Genomic DNA, 13,910 nt, shown 5'->3' with positions numbered 1-13,910 from the left:
AAATGGGGGAGGCTCCGGGCGCGGTGGCGCGCTTCGAGGACGAGACGTTCGGCCCGAGCCAGCGGCGGACGATGGAGATCCGGGGCGGATCGTCCGACCGCGGGGACCACGGGCGGGTACGGTTCCCGGTCCAGGGGCGGGTGGACCGCCTGACGAAGAGTTCATGGTGCTGATGAGGAAGGCGAACGTGCAGACGCTGGAGCCGGAAGTGGAAAGCGGCACTCCCATCATCCCCAGGGCCAGCGGCAAGGCCCTTCCCCAGTGGGCGGGGGTGCCGCGCGCCCGGCCCGCCGCCGCGCCGTGAGCGGCGGGCGCCGCACCCGCGGCCGGCTGCTGTTCGTGGTGGTTCCGCAGGTGTACTTCCTTTCCCACCGCCTTCCCCTGGCCCTGGCCGCCGCGCGCGACGGGTGGGAGGTGCACCTTGCCACCGCGCCGGGGGAGGGCGGCGACGAGATCACCCGGCGCGGCATCGTGCTGCACCGGGTGCCGCTGCACCGCGCCATCGCCTCACCGGTGCAGGAGCTGCGCAGCCTGGGCGCGCTGGTGCGGCTGTGCCGCGCGCTGCGGCCCGCCCTGGTGCACGCCGTGTCGGTCAAGGGCGTGGTGCTGGGGGGGGTGGCGGCGCGGATGCTGGGCATTCCCGCCGTGCTGATGAAGGGAGGGATGGGCACCGCGGTCACCGAGCCGGGCGCGGCCAACCGGCTGGCTCGCGTGGCGATCCGCGCCGGGGTGCGCGTGGGGTTGGGAGGGCGGGCGGCGCTGGTGGTGTACAACCCCGACGAGGCCGACGAGGTGGCCAGCACCGGGTGGATGCGGTCTCGAACGCTGGTGGTGGCCGGCTCCGGCGTAGACTGCCAGGCGTTCCACCCCACCCCCGAGCCGCCGCCGCCGGTGACCGTTACCCTTCCCGCGCGGATGCTGCGCAGCAAGGGGGTAGAGGACTTCGTGGCCGCCGCGCGCCTGCTCGCCGCGCGCGGGGTGCGGGCCAGGTTCGTGCTGGCCGGCGGCGCGGACCCGGGAAACGCCACCGCCATCGCCCCGGGCGAGCTGGAGGGTGGACGCGGGAGGGGGTGGTGGAATGGATGGGCCACTGCGCCGACATGCCCGCCCTGCTGGCGCGCAGCCACGTGGTGTGCCTTCCCAGCCGCGGCGCGGAGGGCCTGCCCAAGGCGCTCTCCGAGGCCGCGGCCGCGGGCCGCCCCATCGTGACCACCGACGTCCCCGGCTGCCGCGAGGTGGTGCAGCACGGAGTGAACGGACTGCTGGTGCCGGAGCGCAGCCCCGCCGCCCTGGCCGGCGCGCTGGAGCGGCTGATCGGCGACGCGGAGCTGCGGGCCGCCTTTGGCCGCGCGGGCCGCGAGATCGCCCTGGCCCGGCTGGACCAGGACATCCTCATTCCGCGCATCCTGGAGCTCTACCGGTCGCTGGCCCGCGACTGACCCGTCGGCGTTACGGGCGGACCGTCACCTGCCGCACGTTGTCGGCCCGTTCGGCCTCGATGCGCCGCTCGAACGGATCCAGGCCGATGTACCCCGGCCGGCCCTGCATCTCGAAGGTCAGCTCGGCCAGGCCGCCGCGCAGGCGGTGCTTGCCGGCGTAGAGCGGCGTGGCTCGCGTGTCGTGCGGGTCGCCCGCAAAGACGGCCACGTCGATGTCCTCATCCAGCGGCGCCTCCGTGACTGGGGTTCCGCCGCCCGGGTCGATCGTCTTCCGCGCCCTGACCTTCGCCGTGACGCGCCAGCGCCCGCCGGGGAGCGGCTGCGCGGCGGCAGACTCCACGCGCAGGTGGTAGAACGTCACGCCGTCGATCCACTCGCCGATCAGTGCCCGGTGCTCCGGCACCGTCTCCCTCCACAACGCCGCCCGCAGGTCCGCCACCGTGGCGCGCGGCATCCCCGGTCCGTGCGTCCGGATGAGGTGCCGGAGGGCCCGGTCAAGCGCATCCTCCCCGATCAGGTCGCGGATGCCCTCCATCACGATGGTTCCCTTGGAGTAGTACACGTGCTCCAGGTCCACCACGCGGGCCAGCGGCGGCTCGGGAGTGGGCATGTACGTTCTCCACAGCAGGTACGCCTCACGCTCGAAGCGCAGCAGCGAAAGGACGTCGGCGCGGCCCTTGATGGCCTCCAGCACCCGGAGGTCCGAGTACTTCGCCAGCGTTTCCACCAGCATGGTGCCCCCCTCCACGCGCGCCGGATACAGCCCGTGCCCCCACCACTGGTGCGAAACCTCGTGCGCCACGCGCCGTGTGACCAGGTCCACGTTCCCGCCGCTCCCGGCGTCGGTCAGGAACCCCCGGTTCTCCGGCATCACGATCATCCCGGGAAGCGCGAACGCCCCGAAGTTCCAGTAGCGCGGCAGCTCCACGATGCGCAGGTGGCGGTGCGGGTAGGGCCCGAACCGGCCGCTGAACAGGTCGAGCGACCGGGCGGCCGTCGCCAGCATCTTCGCCACGTTGGCGCCGTGGCGGGGGTGGTGGTACACCTCCACCCTCACGCCGCGGTGGTTCACCCGCCGTACCTGGTACCGGCCCGAGGCAAAGGCGTACACGGGGGTCACGGGCCCGGTGGTGCGATAGCGGAAGTACCGGCGTCCGCCCTGCCGCCACTCGCGCACCAGCTCGCCGGGGGCGACGGCCACCTGGTCGCCGGAGGTGGACACGGTGGCATCCAGCGTCAGCAGGCCGTCGCGCTGGTCGTCGTGGGACGGGTCGTTCAGCATTCCCGTCCCCGCGCGTGGCGGCGGCAGCCCGCGCAGCTGGCGGATGTAGGGGTGCTCCAGCTCGTACCCCACCACGTAGCCCAGGCGGGGGAACGCCGCCTGCCGTGTCAGGTAGCTCCCGTTTCGCACCACCGAAAAGTCGAAGCCGGCTGCCGGCACCCGGTTCGGCGGCGAAGGGATGCGGAAGCGGAGCTCCGTCGTCTGCCGCGGGGCGAGCGGGCGGCCGAAGACGAACAGGTACATGCCCGAGGGCGCGTCGTACCGCACCAGGCGCGCGCCCCGCAGCTCCATCACCTCCGGGCGAAGCTCCCGCCGAACCGACACCAGCACGGTGTCGATGGACCGCGCCGTCCGGTTCCGCAGCGTGTAGGCGCCCGACACGCGGAAGCGGCGCTCCCCGGGAAAGAACTCGACGGTCGTGCGCAGCGCGACGGCGCTCGGCTGGGGCAGGTGCTCGTAGCGCCGGTACGTCCGTTCGTAGGCTTCGCGCCAGTCCGCGATGTCCTCCCCGGTTTCGTACGGGGCGCGGACGTTGGTGTCGTAGAAGACGAAGCCGCCGGCGGCCAGGACCACCGCCACGCAGGCGAGTGCCCCCGCCAGCCCGCGCCCGCCCCACCGCCGCGGCAGCGCCCGCATGCGGCCGAGCAGCGTCTGCGCCCGGCCGCGCCGCCACAGCCCCATGGTGACGAGCGCCAGCAGCCCCGCCAAGCCGGCCCAGTACGCCATGTACAGTGCCCACGTGCCGGCGCCCAGAAAGCCGTTCATCTCCGAGTAGGCCATGCGGGGCGGGTTGCCCGGGCGCAGCAGCCCGTGCCTGAGCTGAAAGGCCTCGGGGCTCAGCATCATCATCCCCGGAACCAGCGCGACGAAGATGCCCAGGTAGCGGTTGGGGCTGAGCGTCTGCACCAGCACGGCCACCACGACGAAGAGGGCCAGCGGCAGGCCGGTGAAGAGGAAGATCGACAGGTACACGCCGGGCTGGACCCTCGTGTAGCCCATGCCGAGCTGGTAGCCCACCGCCACCAGGATCCCCACCGCCGCCATCAGCCACGCCAGCAGCACCAGCGCGCCCGCCTTGGCGGCGAAGAACGCGCCGCTGTCCGCGGGGGTGGCATCCACGATTTCGTCCGCCCGCACCACCCGCTCGCGCCAGACCACCTCGGCCGCGAAGTAGGCGATCATCAGCGTCGCCAGAAAGGCCAGCGGCATCTCCACCGCCTCCAGCATGGCCCCGGTGGTGGGGTACAGCCGGGTGCGATAGTCCTCGACCGGCCCGTCGACGACGCTGATGGCGGCGACGGCGACCCAGAGGACCAGGAGCGCCAGGAACGGCTTGCTGGCGGCGGTCGCGCGGAATTCCACCCGCATGGCGGCGAGGGCCGCGGCCCACCGGCCGGCGGCGCTTTCCGGCGCTACCGGCGCCGGGCGATAGCGGCGGCCGACGGCCGGGCTGGCTTCCTGCGCCTTCGCGGCGCTAGGCGCGTTCCCGGCCAGCCGGAAGGAGAAGACGCGCCAGGTGGCCGCGAGGATGGCGGACGCCAGCGCCACCACCAGCAGCCGGTTGGCGAGAAAGTACCCCCGCAGCTCCACCACCTGGGTGTTCCGCTGTGCCGGCGTCCAGTACCAGGCCTGCTGGAAGAAGGCGGAGATGCCGAACGGGTCGATGAGCGCCGCGCGGGCCAGGGTCTCCGGCGACTGCGGCGCCGCGAACTGCATCAGCGGCGAGTCGATGAGCATCGCCACCACCATGTACACCATGTACAGGAACAGCCCGCCCACGTAGCTGGCCAGCACGCTGCGCGACAGCACGGCGACGCTGAAGATCACCGCGCCGGCAAAGAGCAGGTTCGGAAGCGCCATCACCGCCAGGGCCCAGGCGTAGGCACCCGGGCTCGCGGGCCCCAGCCGGGCGGGGTCGATCTCCGCGAACATCGGCGCGGCCAGCAGTCCCACGATCGCGAAGCAGAACACGGTCACCGTCGCCGCCAGCGCACCCGCGAAGCGCGCCGCCAGGTAGCGGAACTTGCCGATGGAGGTGGCATGGACGATCTCCCGCATCCCGTGCTCGGCGTCGCGGCTGACCGCGTTGGCGCAGAACACGGTGAACACGAAGATGCTCAGCAGCGAGAGCAGCCCCACCGACTGCATGACGGTGAACGGCGAGTTCAGGTGCGTTCCCCGCGGACCGTAGCCCACGACGGGCAGCAGGTAGCCCAGCCCCAGCGACATGGGCACCGCGATGCGAAAGGCGGCCTGCCGGGCGTGGAAGCCCCACTCGAAGCGGATCAGCTCAGGCAGCATGGCGCACCTCCGCCGCGGCCGCGTGCGTCTGCAGGATGGAGAAGTACACGTCTTCCAGGCCGGGCTCCACCGGCGCGAAACCCGCCTCGGGCAGGCCGTCGTGAAGCACGTGAAGGCGTGTGCGCCCCTCGAACAGCTGGGTGGAGATCACGCGGAACCGCCGGCGATATCCATCCACCGCCGCCTTGTCGACGGTCTTGCGCCAGACGCGCCCGTCGAGCTCGGCGACGAGCGTGGCCGGGGCGCCCGAACGCAGCACCTCGCCGCCGGCCAGGATGGCCATCCGCGGGCAGAGCTGCCGCACGTCTTCCACGATGTGCGTGGACAGGATGACCACGACGTTCTCGGCGACCTCGCTCAGCAGGTTGTGGAAGCGGTTCCGCTCCTCCGGGTCCAGCCCGGCGGTCGGCTCGTCCACGATGATGAGCCTGGGGGCGCCCAGCAGCGCCTGCGCGATGCCGAAGCGCTGCCGCATCCCTCCCGAGAAGCCGCTCACCGCCTTCTTCCGGTGCGCCCACAGGTTGGTCTGCTCCAGGAGCGTATCCACCTGCTCCCGGCGCGCCTTGCGGTCGGTCAGCCCCTTCAGGACGGCGAGGTGGTCCAGCAGCAGCTGGGCAGAGATGCCCGGGTACACGCCGAAGTCCTGCGGCAGGTAACCGAGCTGCCGCCGGTGCCGCTCGGGCTCGGCGACGACGTCCAGCCCGTCGAAGGTGATCTGGCCCGCGTCCGGCGCCTGCAGCGTCGCCAGGGTCCGCATCAGCGTAGACTTGCCGGCGCCGTTGGGGCCCAGCAGGCCGAACAGACCGCGCTCGATCGTCAGGCTGACGCCCCGCAGGGCTCGGACGCCGTTGGGGTAGGTCTTGGAAAGATTGGTGATGGTGAGCATCGGGATGATCTGCGGTGGACGGCGGGGCTGCCGCGTGGATTCGGACAGGGTTTCGCCTTGCGGCGCCCGGGAGAGAGCGGCGGTGCGACCCGCGCCGGGTTCCGCTCATGGTTGAAACATGCAACCCGCCGCGGACCGTCCGATGGGGCTCGCGTCAGGGGTTTGTAAGAGTTTTGTGAATGGGCGGCCGTCCCTCTTTTCACGCGGGCCGCGGCAGGCGTAATTGGAACCTCGACGCACTCGTCCCACCCCCAGCTTGGCCCCGTGTGAAGCAAACGATCCGACACTGGCGAGAAACGGCGATGCTGGTGCCGGTCACCTTCCTGGCGGGGGCGTTCCTCCTGGCCGGGGTGCTCGGCATCCAGGCGCTGCGGGCCGACGACGCGCAGCGCGACGCCGCCCAGCGCGCCCTGAGGGACTACGCGTCCGTCGCGGCGTGGGAATTCTCGCGGCGGTCCGAAGACGAGATCCGCCGCGCCGCCACTTCCATCCTTTCTCTCGCCGCCGGCGCCAGGGGCGCGTCGCCGGACCTGGCGATCCTGCTGGACCCGGCCGCGCTGGCGTCGTGCGACTGCCCCGCACCCCCCGTCGTCCGCGCGGCCTTCGCCGTCGACTTTCCCTCGGCCACGGGGCTGAAAGTGACGGGGGCACCCTTCCGCGCTGCCGGCCGGGCCTCGCTGGCGGACGCGCTCCTGCAATCCTTTCAGGCCAGGGGCCGGACGTCGGAGCCGGGCCTTCTCTTCCTGGCGGACTCCGCCACCGCGTCCATCGTGGCGTACCGCGTCGTGGAGAGTGCCGGCGGCCGCCCCGCGCGTGCGTACGGGTTCGTGGCGGACGGCACGCCGATGCTGGAGGCCACGTTCCGGCGGGTGATGCGGGGCCGGCCGCTTCTGCCGCCCGCCCTCACCGGCCTGCAGCCCAACGATTCGCTGCTGGTGGTGGGTGTGCTCACGTACTTCGGCACCCCCATCTACCATTCGGCCGAGGGGGAGCAGGCGATCCTGCTGGCCGTCGACCTGCTGGGCGACCTCCTCACCACCGTTTCGGTGCGCCCCGAGGCGCGAGCGCGCCTGGTGCAATCCCGGAGCGGGGGGTGGACGAGCACGCTGATGAGCCTGGTCGCGCTTTCCGTGGGGATGGTGCTGATGGCGCTCTACCACCTGCGGCGCGCCATGCACCTGACCGCCCTCCGATCACAATTCGTCACCAGCGTATCCCACGAATTGCGTACGCCGCTTGCCCAGATCCGCATGTTCGCGGAGACCCTGGGCTACGGCCGGGCGCGGTCCGACGAGGAGCGGCAGCGCTTCGTCGCCATCCTGCACCGCGAGGCGGTCCGGCTGTCGGAGCTGGTGGAGAACGTGCTCCAGTTCGCGCGCCTGGACCAGCGAAAGGAGCACCTGGCGTTCGCGGCGGTCGACCTGCGCCGCGAAGCCCAGGATGCGGTGGTCAGCCTGGCGCCCATCGCCGCGGCCCACGAGGCGACGATCGTGAACGCGGTACCGGAAGGGACGCTGGCCTGGGCCGACCGGGGCGCCGTGCGGCGGATCATCCTGAACCTGCTGGACAACGCAGTGAAGTACGGTCCGGCGGGGCAGACCATCTCCGTCGGCGCGGCGGCCGAGGCCGGCCGGGTCGTGCTGCGGGTGGACGACCAGGGACCGGGAGTGCCTGTCGCCGCGCGCGAGACCATCTTCAGGCCGTTCGAGCGCCACGGCGTGGGGCCGTCCTCCCCCACGGGAAGCGGCATCGGCTTGACGATTGTGCGCGAGCTGGCGAGCGCGCTGGGCGGCACCGTGCACGTGGAAGACGCGCCGGGGGGCGGTGCCCGCTTCGTGATCACCCTCCTCGATGCGCCACCCTGAACCGGCGAATTCCGGTGAAACGAGTCCTCGTCGTAGAAGACAACCGCGACCTTGCGCTGGGCCTGCAGGTGAACCTGGAGGTGCAGGGGTACGCCGTTCGGGCGGTGCACGAGGGAACGGCCGTGCTGGAGGCCGCGCGCGAGTTTCGCCCGGACCTGGTGGTGCTGGACCTGATGCTCCCCGGGATGGACGGGTTCCAGGTGCTTGCGGAGCTTCGCGGGGCGGGGATGGAGGCCGCGGTCCTCATCCTTTCCGCGCGCGGCGAGGAGGTGGACAAGGTGCGCGGACTTCGGCTGGGGGCCGACGACTACATGGTGAAGCCGTTCGGGCTGATGGAGCTGCTTGCGCGCGTGGAAGCGCTCCTGCGCCGCGGCGCCGCCAGCCACCCCGGCCAGCGGGCGGAGCCGGCCGGAGAGTCGTTTGGCGACGTGGTGGTGGAGGTGGAGAGCCGGCGGGTGCTGGTGGGGGGCACCCCGGTGAACCTCACGCCCAAGGCGTTCGACCTCCTCGTTGCGCTTCTTCGGCGCAACGGGCGGGTCGCCTCGCGCGTCGATCTCCTGCGCGAGGTATGGGGCCACCGGTCCGCGGTAGAGAGCCGAACCGTCGATACCCACATCGCGGAGCTTCGCCGGAAGATCGAGGCCGACCCCGCACATCCGCGCCACGTCCTCACGGCCTGGAAGGCGGGCTACCGCCTCCAGCGCTAGCCCCTGGACGTGGACCGCCGTGGATGCCGCGCTGGAATCGGCGGGAGACTGAGTTCCCGGGGAGGGGGAACGGGGGGGATGCGGAGCCGTCGATCAGAAAAAGGGGTGCATCGGGCGGGATGCATCCTATCGCTATTCCTGCGGGTGCGATTCGCCAGCTCCTGGCCGCAGGTTGTGGGCGGCATCGAAGATGCCCAAGCCCAGCCCGGAACGGCGTCCCGCGAAAGCGCACGGATGATGCTGCCGTGCGCCATGTACAGAATCTCCACAGGTTTCGGCTCTACGCCTTCTGCCGGGTCCCCCGCCGCACTGTTGTCGAAGACGCGGAGTTCGGTGACATGGGGGAGAAGCCGGATCAGGTTCCTGGGAGCCTGGTCGTACCGCTCCCGGATCTTGTGGACGGGGATGTCGTGCCCGCCACGGCGTACACGCATCCTCACCCTTTCCAGGTGCAGACCGACATCATCGAGGCCGACGAACGCGATGCGTACGGCGAAGCCTTCCGCGGCCGCGCGCTCCAGCAGCGCGGTGATGGTATTCCCCCCGAGCGTCGTTTCGAGAACGAAGTCACGCCCCTCGTCGATCGCCCTCTCGAGCAGGCGCTTGCCCTCGTTCCAGGCAGCGATGTTGGCCTCCTCCACGCCTGTCCCAGGTCTTGCGTGCCGGTATTCGCGGGCGGCTACGTCGGGGTTGTAATACGGAGTGCCAGTCGCAACGAAGTGGGCGCCAACGATGCTGCTCTTGCCAGCTCCGTTGACGCCCGCGATGACATAGATGGAGGGTCGCTCACCCACTGCTCACTCGAATGGCCGGCGCGCCGCGGAAACGGCGGACTTGCTCATCTCTTCCGGTGGAGCGGCAAACGCGCTGCGCATCGCACGGCGAGCGGAAGGTGCCTGCATGGCCTCGAAGAGCGCATCGTGCCTGGCGGCCATCCGGGTCGGAAGCCCGGGATTGCGGCGGGTCAACTCGGTATACTGCTCATATGACATGACGACGGCTTTGTTCAAGTGATGCTTCCTGAGTATGACCGTCCCATGCCGTGAGACTTTTTTGAGCAGCAAGCTGAATTCGTCGCGTGCCTCCCTCGTGGTCATCACCACGGGGCCGGTATCCGCGCCGTACCTGCGCTTGATGATGGCCTTCAATGTAGCGATGGTCCTGTAAGGCGCCTGGCCTCTCGCCAGTCGTACAGGTTTGAAGGCTTTCCGCATATTGCGGAGCGTTCTGACCGTTCGCACAGTGGTTCCCGTTGTGGGGTTCTGACCCTGACGCCTCGGACCCGCGATTCAAGATTAACGCCGAAGCAAGCAAAGGCAACCATGTTGGCGCCATGTCCACAGGGCGTTCGTGCTGTCGGCTCCCGATGGGTGTACCGGCGCGATCACCATCTGTTCCCGCCAGCGGAGCGCGGGCATCCTGTGGCGGATGCAGCCGATTCCGATCCGGCGCGGGGCTGGGCACGAAGGTCGCAGCCCGGACGCGCAGGTACCCGGCATTCCATGGAAAGGAGCAGGCAGTGACAGACGCGAGCACGTTGACCGACGCGGAGCGCGCCCGGCTGGAGCAGCGGCGCGACCGGCTGATGAAGCTGATGAAGGAAGGCGACGGATCGGGCGGCGGCGAAGCCCTGGACGCGGACGACCGCGCCGACCTGATGCAGGAGTGGACCAGGATCGACAACCTCCTGAACCGCCGGTAGACCTTCTCCGCGGCGCTCGGCGGCTCCTGCCGCCGCGCGCCGGCGGGGGACCGTTCCTGATCTCGCGGGGTTCTACAGTGGCTGGATGACTCCCCACTCCGGGCAGCATGCAGTATTCCCATGCCCCAAGTGATTCATGTCATCTCCGATCGAACCGCGTCCCGTGATGTCGGCCGAAAGCTCGGACCGCCTCAACACGGCCCTCCAGCTCAGCCAGGAACTGCAGGCCCCCGCCGCCGACGGCGACGCCAAGCTGGCGACCCTGCGGACGCTGCTGGACCAGTGCCGCGACGGCATCCGCCGCGAAAAGCCCCGCTTCGGCAGGCAGCGCATCGAGGCGCTGAACAAGGCCCGCAGCTACGTGCACTTCCTGCCCAGCCTTCAGCATCCGCAGGCCGCCGGCCGCCTGCAGGGCGTGGCCCGCCGCATCCGCACCGCGCTTCGCTCCGCGTAGGCTCGTGGGCGCCGGCAAGGGCCATCCCCTTTCTCCCGCGGGAGCTGCATGACCGAAGGCTACATCACCTTTACCACCGGCACGGGCGGAACGTGGATCGCCTGGCACACCGGCACCAAGCCGCCGGAGAACGCCACGGGCCGCGACATGATGGACCTCCCCGGACCGGTGAGCTTCGCCATCGGCGCCACCTCCGAAGCCGCGCTCGCCAAGCTGCGCGCGGAGATGCGCGTGGATGCGGCGCCCGGGAGCCCCGCATGACGCAGACACCCGGACTCCGGCAGCCCAAGCAGGGCGAACGAACGGGAACCGTGTGCCCCGTGTGCGGCGACGCCGTGCTGCGGCAGGAAACGTTCGGAAAGGCCGGCGGGCTCGCCGGCCATCGGCTCGTGTGCAGCAAGCGCGGCTGCCCCTGGCAGGGCCGCTCCGCCTGACCGGCGGCTGAACGGCCAGGCCAGCGCGGGGCGCCGGATCCAACGATCCGGCGCCCCGCTTCTTTGTGCCCCGGGGCCCGGCGGATCGCTCCGCCGGGTCCTCGCCGCGTGCCGTTAGAAGTCGCCCACGCAGAAGGCGGCGCCGTCGTTGTCCGCGAACACGTTGTTCAGCGCGCCGGCCGAGAGGTCGGTGGGCGTGGTGCCCATCGGATCGACCCAGATGCCGCAGCCGGCCGAACCCGTGATGAAGCTGTCGGTGATGAACGCGCCCCGGTCGCCGCGGGTGAGGATGGCGCCCTCGCTCCCGCCGGCCCACTCCACCGACAGGTTCCGCAGCCGGCTGTCGCCCAGCGCCTGGCGGGCGAAGAGGATGCCGTCCCAGTGGCCCTTGCCGGGCGCGTCCGAATCGGCGGTGATGCGGGTGAAGACCACCGGCCCCGCGGCCGTTTCCGTGCGGCTGCCGAGCGCCACCAGGCCGCCGGGCTCGCCGTTCCCCGACCAGTTGCCCACGTACACGGTGGCGCCCGATGGCATGCGGAGCACCACGCTGTCCGCCAGGGTGAGCACCGGCGAGCCGCCGCCGCCGATCATCAGGTCGGTGCTGACGGAGTAGGCGATCCCCAGGTTGGCCCAGGTCTGCGTCCGCGTCACCGGCTCGTTGGAGAAGATGCGCACGCGGTTGGTGCCGTTGCCGGCGAAGGTGCCGCCGTCCGGAAGCGTGCCGGCGAAGTCGGCTCCGATGACCAGCGGGAAGAGCTCCGCCCCGCTGACGCTGACGTTGGCCGAGCCGGGCCCGAACGCGCCGCCGTCCATCATCACAATGCCGTTGCTGCCGCTGTTCTGGATGGTCACGTCGGCGATCGTGGGCGCCACGTTGGGCTCCACCGCCGCGATGCACGCGTCCGCGCCCACCTTCACCTGGCCCCGATCGATGCCGCAGTGGTTGAAGTCGGCGTGGCGGATGCTGGACCCGGCGCCGGTGTGGCGGTCGAAGTACACGCCGTAGTAGTGGCCCTTGTCCGGCGATGCGTCATCGGCGACGAAGCGGATCTTCTTCGCGGCGGTGCCGTCGGCCGTCAGGCTCCCCGGCTGCTGTCCGCCGACGAAGATGGCGGCGTGCTCGGCGAAGCGGATCTCCACGCCCGGCTCGATGGTCAGCCGCGGCGAGCTGGCTCCGGCCACCACCACGTCGTCGGCGACGTAGTGCGGATTGTCGGCCTCGCGCCACGTCTCGCTCTGCGTGATGGGCCCGCGGTGCACGGCGCCGCGGATGGTGAGCGTCAGCGTGCCCTTGATGCCGGTGGCGCTGGCGGCGGTAAGGATCACGGTGCCGTTGGCCCGGCCCGTCACCACGCCCTGTCCGTCGATCCTGGCGCGGGTGGTGTCGGCGCTGCTCCAGGCCAGCGGGCCGGTCTGCATGGCGGCGCCGTCCTGGTCGCGGCCGGTGGCGGTGAGCTGCAGGGCGCCGTTGACGGGCAGCTCGGTGCGGTTCTCCTCGGCGGCCACCGTGATGCTGGTGAGCTCCGGGGTATCGGGGGTGACGATGCCGTTGTCGGCGCAGGCGGTGGAGATCGCCAGGGTGCACAGGGCGCCGGCCAGGCGCAGGGTGTCGAGCTTCATGGAAAGTTCTCCTCGCAGAGGGGGACCAGGAATCGGGATCGAAAGTCGTGGTCGCGACCGACCTCGTCGGCGACGACGGGAGAATACCGTTTCCCGCTCCGCTCCTCGTGAGCAGAACGATTCATCTTTGTTCGTGCACCCCTCACGCTCTCCGAGGGTCCGGCACGCGGCCCTTCCGCCACGCGCAATCCAAAGTATACATTGTGAACAGAGCGAGGCCACCGCACCCATCGAGATCCCATGCCCCGTATCCACGTCTTCGCGGACGAGAGCGGAAACTTCGACTTCAGCCGAAAGCCCGGCGCGAGCCGCTACTTCATCCTGACGACGGTCGTCTGTGAGTACACGGTCGGCAACGCGCTCCTGGACCTGCGGCGGGAGCTGGCATGGGAGGGACACGGCCACATGTCCGAGTTCCACGCCACGAGCGATACGCTGCCGGTGCGGGCGGCTCGCCCGGCGAGTGGCCACTCCCGCGGACGAGCTGTTCGTCGTGGGTGCGTCCCTGGGAACGCGGAAGAAGCGGAAGCTCATGCACCAGGCAGTCACGAACGTCGTGGCGCAGGTAGCCCCGGGCACCAGCTACCACACCGCGTCGTGGGCGGCGGACAGCGAGCCGTGCTTGCAGGTGGCGGACTACTGCAGCTGGGCGGTGAGCCGGACGTGGGAGCGGGGCGTCCACGCCGAGTACGACCTGATCGCCGCGAAGATCCGGAGCGAGTTCGACCTCTGGGCTCACGGAACCGTGCACTACTACTGAGGGCGTTGACAGGGTGGCGGGGGAGGCATATCTTTGAGGGAGAAAACCGCGGCATATGCGGTTGGCGACAAGAGCCCCTGGGCTCTGCCCGTAACACGGCTAGCTGATTGCGCCGCAGGTTGGAAAGGGCGCTCCCTCACGGGAGCGCCCTTTTTTCTGTCCGGGGGTCCACCCGGCGGGTGCTCTCTTCCACGTTCCCTACTTCGGGAGCTATCGATGCGGATTCGTTTGGCCGATGACCGGCGTGTGCGGCTGGTTCGCTCCCTCAAGGCGTTCTTCGACGACAACTTCGACGAGCCCCTGAGCGACTTCAGGGCGAACGAGCTGCTCGACTTCATCGTCGCGGAGCTGGGGCCCGTGGTGTACAACCAGGGTGTGCAGGATGCCCGCGGGTACGTGCTGAAGAAGCTGGAAGACCTGGAGGGCGAGGTGTACGAGCCGGAGCGCCCCGGGCGCTGAT

Annotated in this window: 17 protein-coding genes; 12 read left to right on the top strand and 5 right to left on the bottom strand. The window is 70.6% G+C overall.

All coding sequences use genetic code 11. The features are described from left to right. Nucleotides 1-2 precede the first annotated feature (2 nt). From VGB24_RS23405 to VGB24_RS23390, 4 genes are read left to right on the top strand one after another with little or no spacing between them, the layout of a single operon-like run. Entirely contained in the window at nt 3-173 is a 171-nt protein-coding gene (locus VGB24_RS23405; protein ID WP_331075348.1) for a hypothetical protein, read from the top strand. Then, nucleotides 164-304, top strand: a complete 141-nt coding sequence (locus VGB24_RS23400) for a hypothetical protein (RefSeq protein ID WP_331075347.1) — start codon at nt 164-166, stop codon at nt 302-304. Before VGB24_RS23405 ends, VGB24_RS23400 begins: the two co-directional genes overlap by 10 nt. Further along, complete coding sequence (locus VGB24_RS23395) at nt 301-1,209, top strand: glycosyltransferase (RefSeq protein ID WP_331075346.1); 909 nt, start codon at nt 301-303, stop codon at nt 1,207-1,209. Before VGB24_RS23400 ends, VGB24_RS23395 begins: the two co-directional genes overlap by 4 nt. Then, a complete protein-coding gene (locus tag VGB24_RS23390) occupies nt 1,101-1,439 on the top strand; it encodes a glycosyltransferase (protein ID WP_331075345.1) in 339 nt (112 codons plus the stop codon). The genes VGB24_RS23395 and VGB24_RS23390 overlap by 109 nt, the downstream gene beginning before the upstream one ends. Before the next feature lie 10 nt (nt 1,440-1,449). On the opposite strand, the gene VGB24_RS23385 is transcribed toward VGB24_RS23390, so the two are convergent. Beyond that, on the bottom strand, nt 1,450-5,022 hold the full coding sequence (locus VGB24_RS23385) for a M1 family metallopeptidase (protein WP_331075344.1): 3,573 nt from the start codon (nt 5,020-5,022) through the stop codon (nt 1,450-1,452). After that, on the bottom strand, nt 5,012-5,908 hold the full coding sequence (locus VGB24_RS23380) for an ABC transporter ATP-binding protein (protein WP_331075343.1): 897 nt from the start codon (nt 5,906-5,908) through the stop codon (nt 5,012-5,014). The genes VGB24_RS23385 and VGB24_RS23380 overlap by 11 nt, the downstream gene beginning before the upstream one ends. Nucleotides 5,909-6,210: 302 nt before the next feature. On the opposite strand from VGB24_RS23380, the gene VGB24_RS23375 reads away from it, so the two are divergent. After that, entirely contained in the window at nt 6,211-7,773 is a 1,563-nt protein-coding gene (locus VGB24_RS23375) for a HAMP domain-containing sensor histidine kinase (protein WP_331075342.1), read from the top strand. Between the two features lie 14 nt (nt 7,774-7,787). Beyond that, the gene (locus VGB24_RS23370; RefSeq protein WP_331075341.1) at nt 7,788-8,480 is read left to right on the top strand and encodes a response regulator transcription factor; all 693 of its coding nucleotides are present in this window, start codon (nt 7,788-7,790) and stop codon (nt 8,478-8,480) included. Here VGB24_RS23370 and VGB24_RS23365 read toward each other — a convergent pair. Together VGB24_RS23365 and VGB24_RS23360 are read right to left on the bottom strand one after the other, a co-directional pair. Then, on the bottom strand, nt 8,477-9,274 hold the full coding sequence (locus VGB24_RS23365; RefSeq protein WP_331075340.1) for a zeta toxin family protein: 798 nt from the start codon (nt 9,272-9,274) through the stop codon (nt 8,477-8,479). The genes VGB24_RS23370 and VGB24_RS23365 overlap by 4 nt on opposite strands. A 3-nt stretch (nt 9,275-9,277) precedes the next feature. Next, a complete protein-coding gene (locus tag VGB24_RS23360) occupies nt 9,278-9,628 on the bottom strand; it encodes a type II toxin-antitoxin system prevent-host-death family antitoxin (protein WP_331075339.1) in 351 nt (116 codons plus the stop codon). Between the two features lie 371 nt (nt 9,629-9,999). Here VGB24_RS23360 and VGB24_RS23355 point away from each other — a divergent pair, with 371 nt between their 5' ends. The 4 genes from VGB24_RS23355 (at nt 10,000) to VGB24_RS23340 (ending at nt 11,070) form a co-directional block, all read left to right on the top strand. Further along, a complete protein-coding gene (locus tag VGB24_RS23355) occupies nt 10,000-10,182 on the top strand; it encodes a hypothetical protein (protein WP_331075338.1) in 183 nt (60 codons plus the stop codon). A gap of 136 nt (nt 10,183-10,318) precedes the next feature. Continuing rightward, the gene (locus tag VGB24_RS23350; RefSeq protein WP_331075337.1) at nt 10,319-10,636 is read left to right on the top strand and encodes a hypothetical protein; all 318 of its coding nucleotides are present in this window, start codon (nt 10,319-10,321) and stop codon (nt 10,634-10,636) included. Nucleotides 10,637-10,684: 48 nt separating this feature from the next. Beyond that, nucleotides 10,685-10,897, top strand: coding sequence for a hypothetical protein (locus VGB24_RS23345; RefSeq protein WP_331075336.1), 213 nt, complete (start codon nt 10,685-10,687; stop codon nt 10,895-10,897). Then, a complete protein-coding gene (locus tag VGB24_RS23340; RefSeq protein ID WP_331075335.1) occupies nt 10,894-11,070 on the top strand; it encodes a hypothetical protein in 177 nt (58 codons plus the stop codon). The genes VGB24_RS23345 and VGB24_RS23340 overlap by 4 nt, the downstream gene beginning before the upstream one ends. 114 nt (nt 11,071-11,184) lie before the next feature. On the opposite strand, the gene VGB24_RS23335 is transcribed toward VGB24_RS23340, so the two are convergent. Next, on the bottom strand, nt 11,185-12,690 hold the full coding sequence (locus VGB24_RS23335) for a hypothetical protein (RefSeq protein ID WP_331075334.1): 1,506 nt from the start codon (nt 12,688-12,690) through the stop codon (nt 11,185-11,187). Between the two features lie 463 nt (nt 12,691-13,153). On the opposite strand from VGB24_RS23335, the gene VGB24_RS23330 reads away from it, so the two are divergent. Together VGB24_RS23330 and VGB24_RS23325 are read left to right on the top strand one after the other, a co-directional pair. Next, nucleotides 13,154-13,450, top strand: coding sequence for a hypothetical protein (locus VGB24_RS23330; RefSeq protein ID WP_331075333.1), 297 nt, complete (start codon nt 13,154-13,156; stop codon nt 13,448-13,450). A gap of 216 nt (nt 13,451-13,666) precedes the next feature. Beyond that, the gene (locus tag VGB24_RS23325) at nt 13,667-13,909 is read left to right on the top strand and encodes a DUF2164 domain-containing protein (protein ID WP_331075332.1); all 243 of its coding nucleotides are present in this window, start codon (nt 13,667-13,669) and stop codon (nt 13,907-13,909) included. Nucleotide 13,910: the final 1 nt, after the last annotated feature.

The organism is Longimicrobium sp. (assembly GCF_036399935.1).
Classification (GTDB): Bacteria; Gemmatimonadota; Gemmatimonadetes; order Longimicrobiales; family Longimicrobiaceae; genus Longimicrobium.
Note: the sequence above shows the minus strand (reverse complement) of the source record. Positions and strands in the feature narration are given on the sequence as shown.

What these genes read in the sequence shown, in the direction of transcription:
- VGB24_RS23405 (WP_331075348.1), top strand. Translation starts at nt 3, where the DNA reads ATGGGGGAGGCTCCGGGCGCGGTGGCGCGCTTCGAGGACGAGACGTTC.
- VGB24_RS23400 (WP_331075347.1), top strand. Translation starts at nt 164, where the DNA reads ATGGTGCTGATGAGGAAGGCGAACGTGCAGACGCTGGAGCCGGAAGTG.
- VGB24_RS23390 (WP_331075345.1), top strand. Translation starts at nt 1,101, where the DNA reads ATGCCCGCCCTGCTGGCGCGCAGCCACGTGGTGTGCCTTCCCAGCCGC.
- VGB24_RS23385 (WP_331075344.1), bottom strand. Translation starts at nt 5,022, where the DNA reads ATGCTGCCTGAGCTGATCCGCTTCGAGTGGGGCTTCCACGCCCGGCAG.
- VGB24_RS23380 (WP_331075343.1), bottom strand. Translation starts at nt 5,908, where the DNA reads ATGCTCACCATCACCAATCTTTCCAAGACCTACCCCAACGGCGTCCGA.
- VGB24_RS23375 (WP_331075342.1), top strand. Translation starts at nt 6,211, where the DNA reads ATGCTGGTGCCGGTCACCTTCCTGGCGGGGGCGTTCCTCCTGGCCGGG.
- VGB24_RS23350 (WP_331075337.1), top strand. Translation starts at nt 10,319, where the DNA reads ATGTCATCTCCGATCGAACCGCGTCCCGTGATGTCGGCCGAAAGCTCG.
- VGB24_RS23345 (WP_331075336.1), top strand. Translation starts at nt 10,685, where the DNA reads ATGACCGAAGGCTACATCACCTTTACCACCGGCACGGGCGGAACGTGG.
- VGB24_RS23340 (WP_331075335.1), top strand. Translation starts at nt 10,894, where the DNA reads ATGACGCAGACACCCGGACTCCGGCAGCCCAAGCAGGGCGAACGAACG.
- VGB24_RS23335 (WP_331075334.1), bottom strand. Translation starts at nt 12,690, where the DNA reads ATGAAGCTCGACACCCTGCGCCTGGCCGGCGCCCTGTGCACCCTGGCG.
- VGB24_RS23325 (WP_331075332.1), top strand. Translation starts at nt 13,667, where the DNA reads ATGCGGATTCGTTTGGCCGATGACCGGCGTGTGCGGCTGGTTCGCTCC.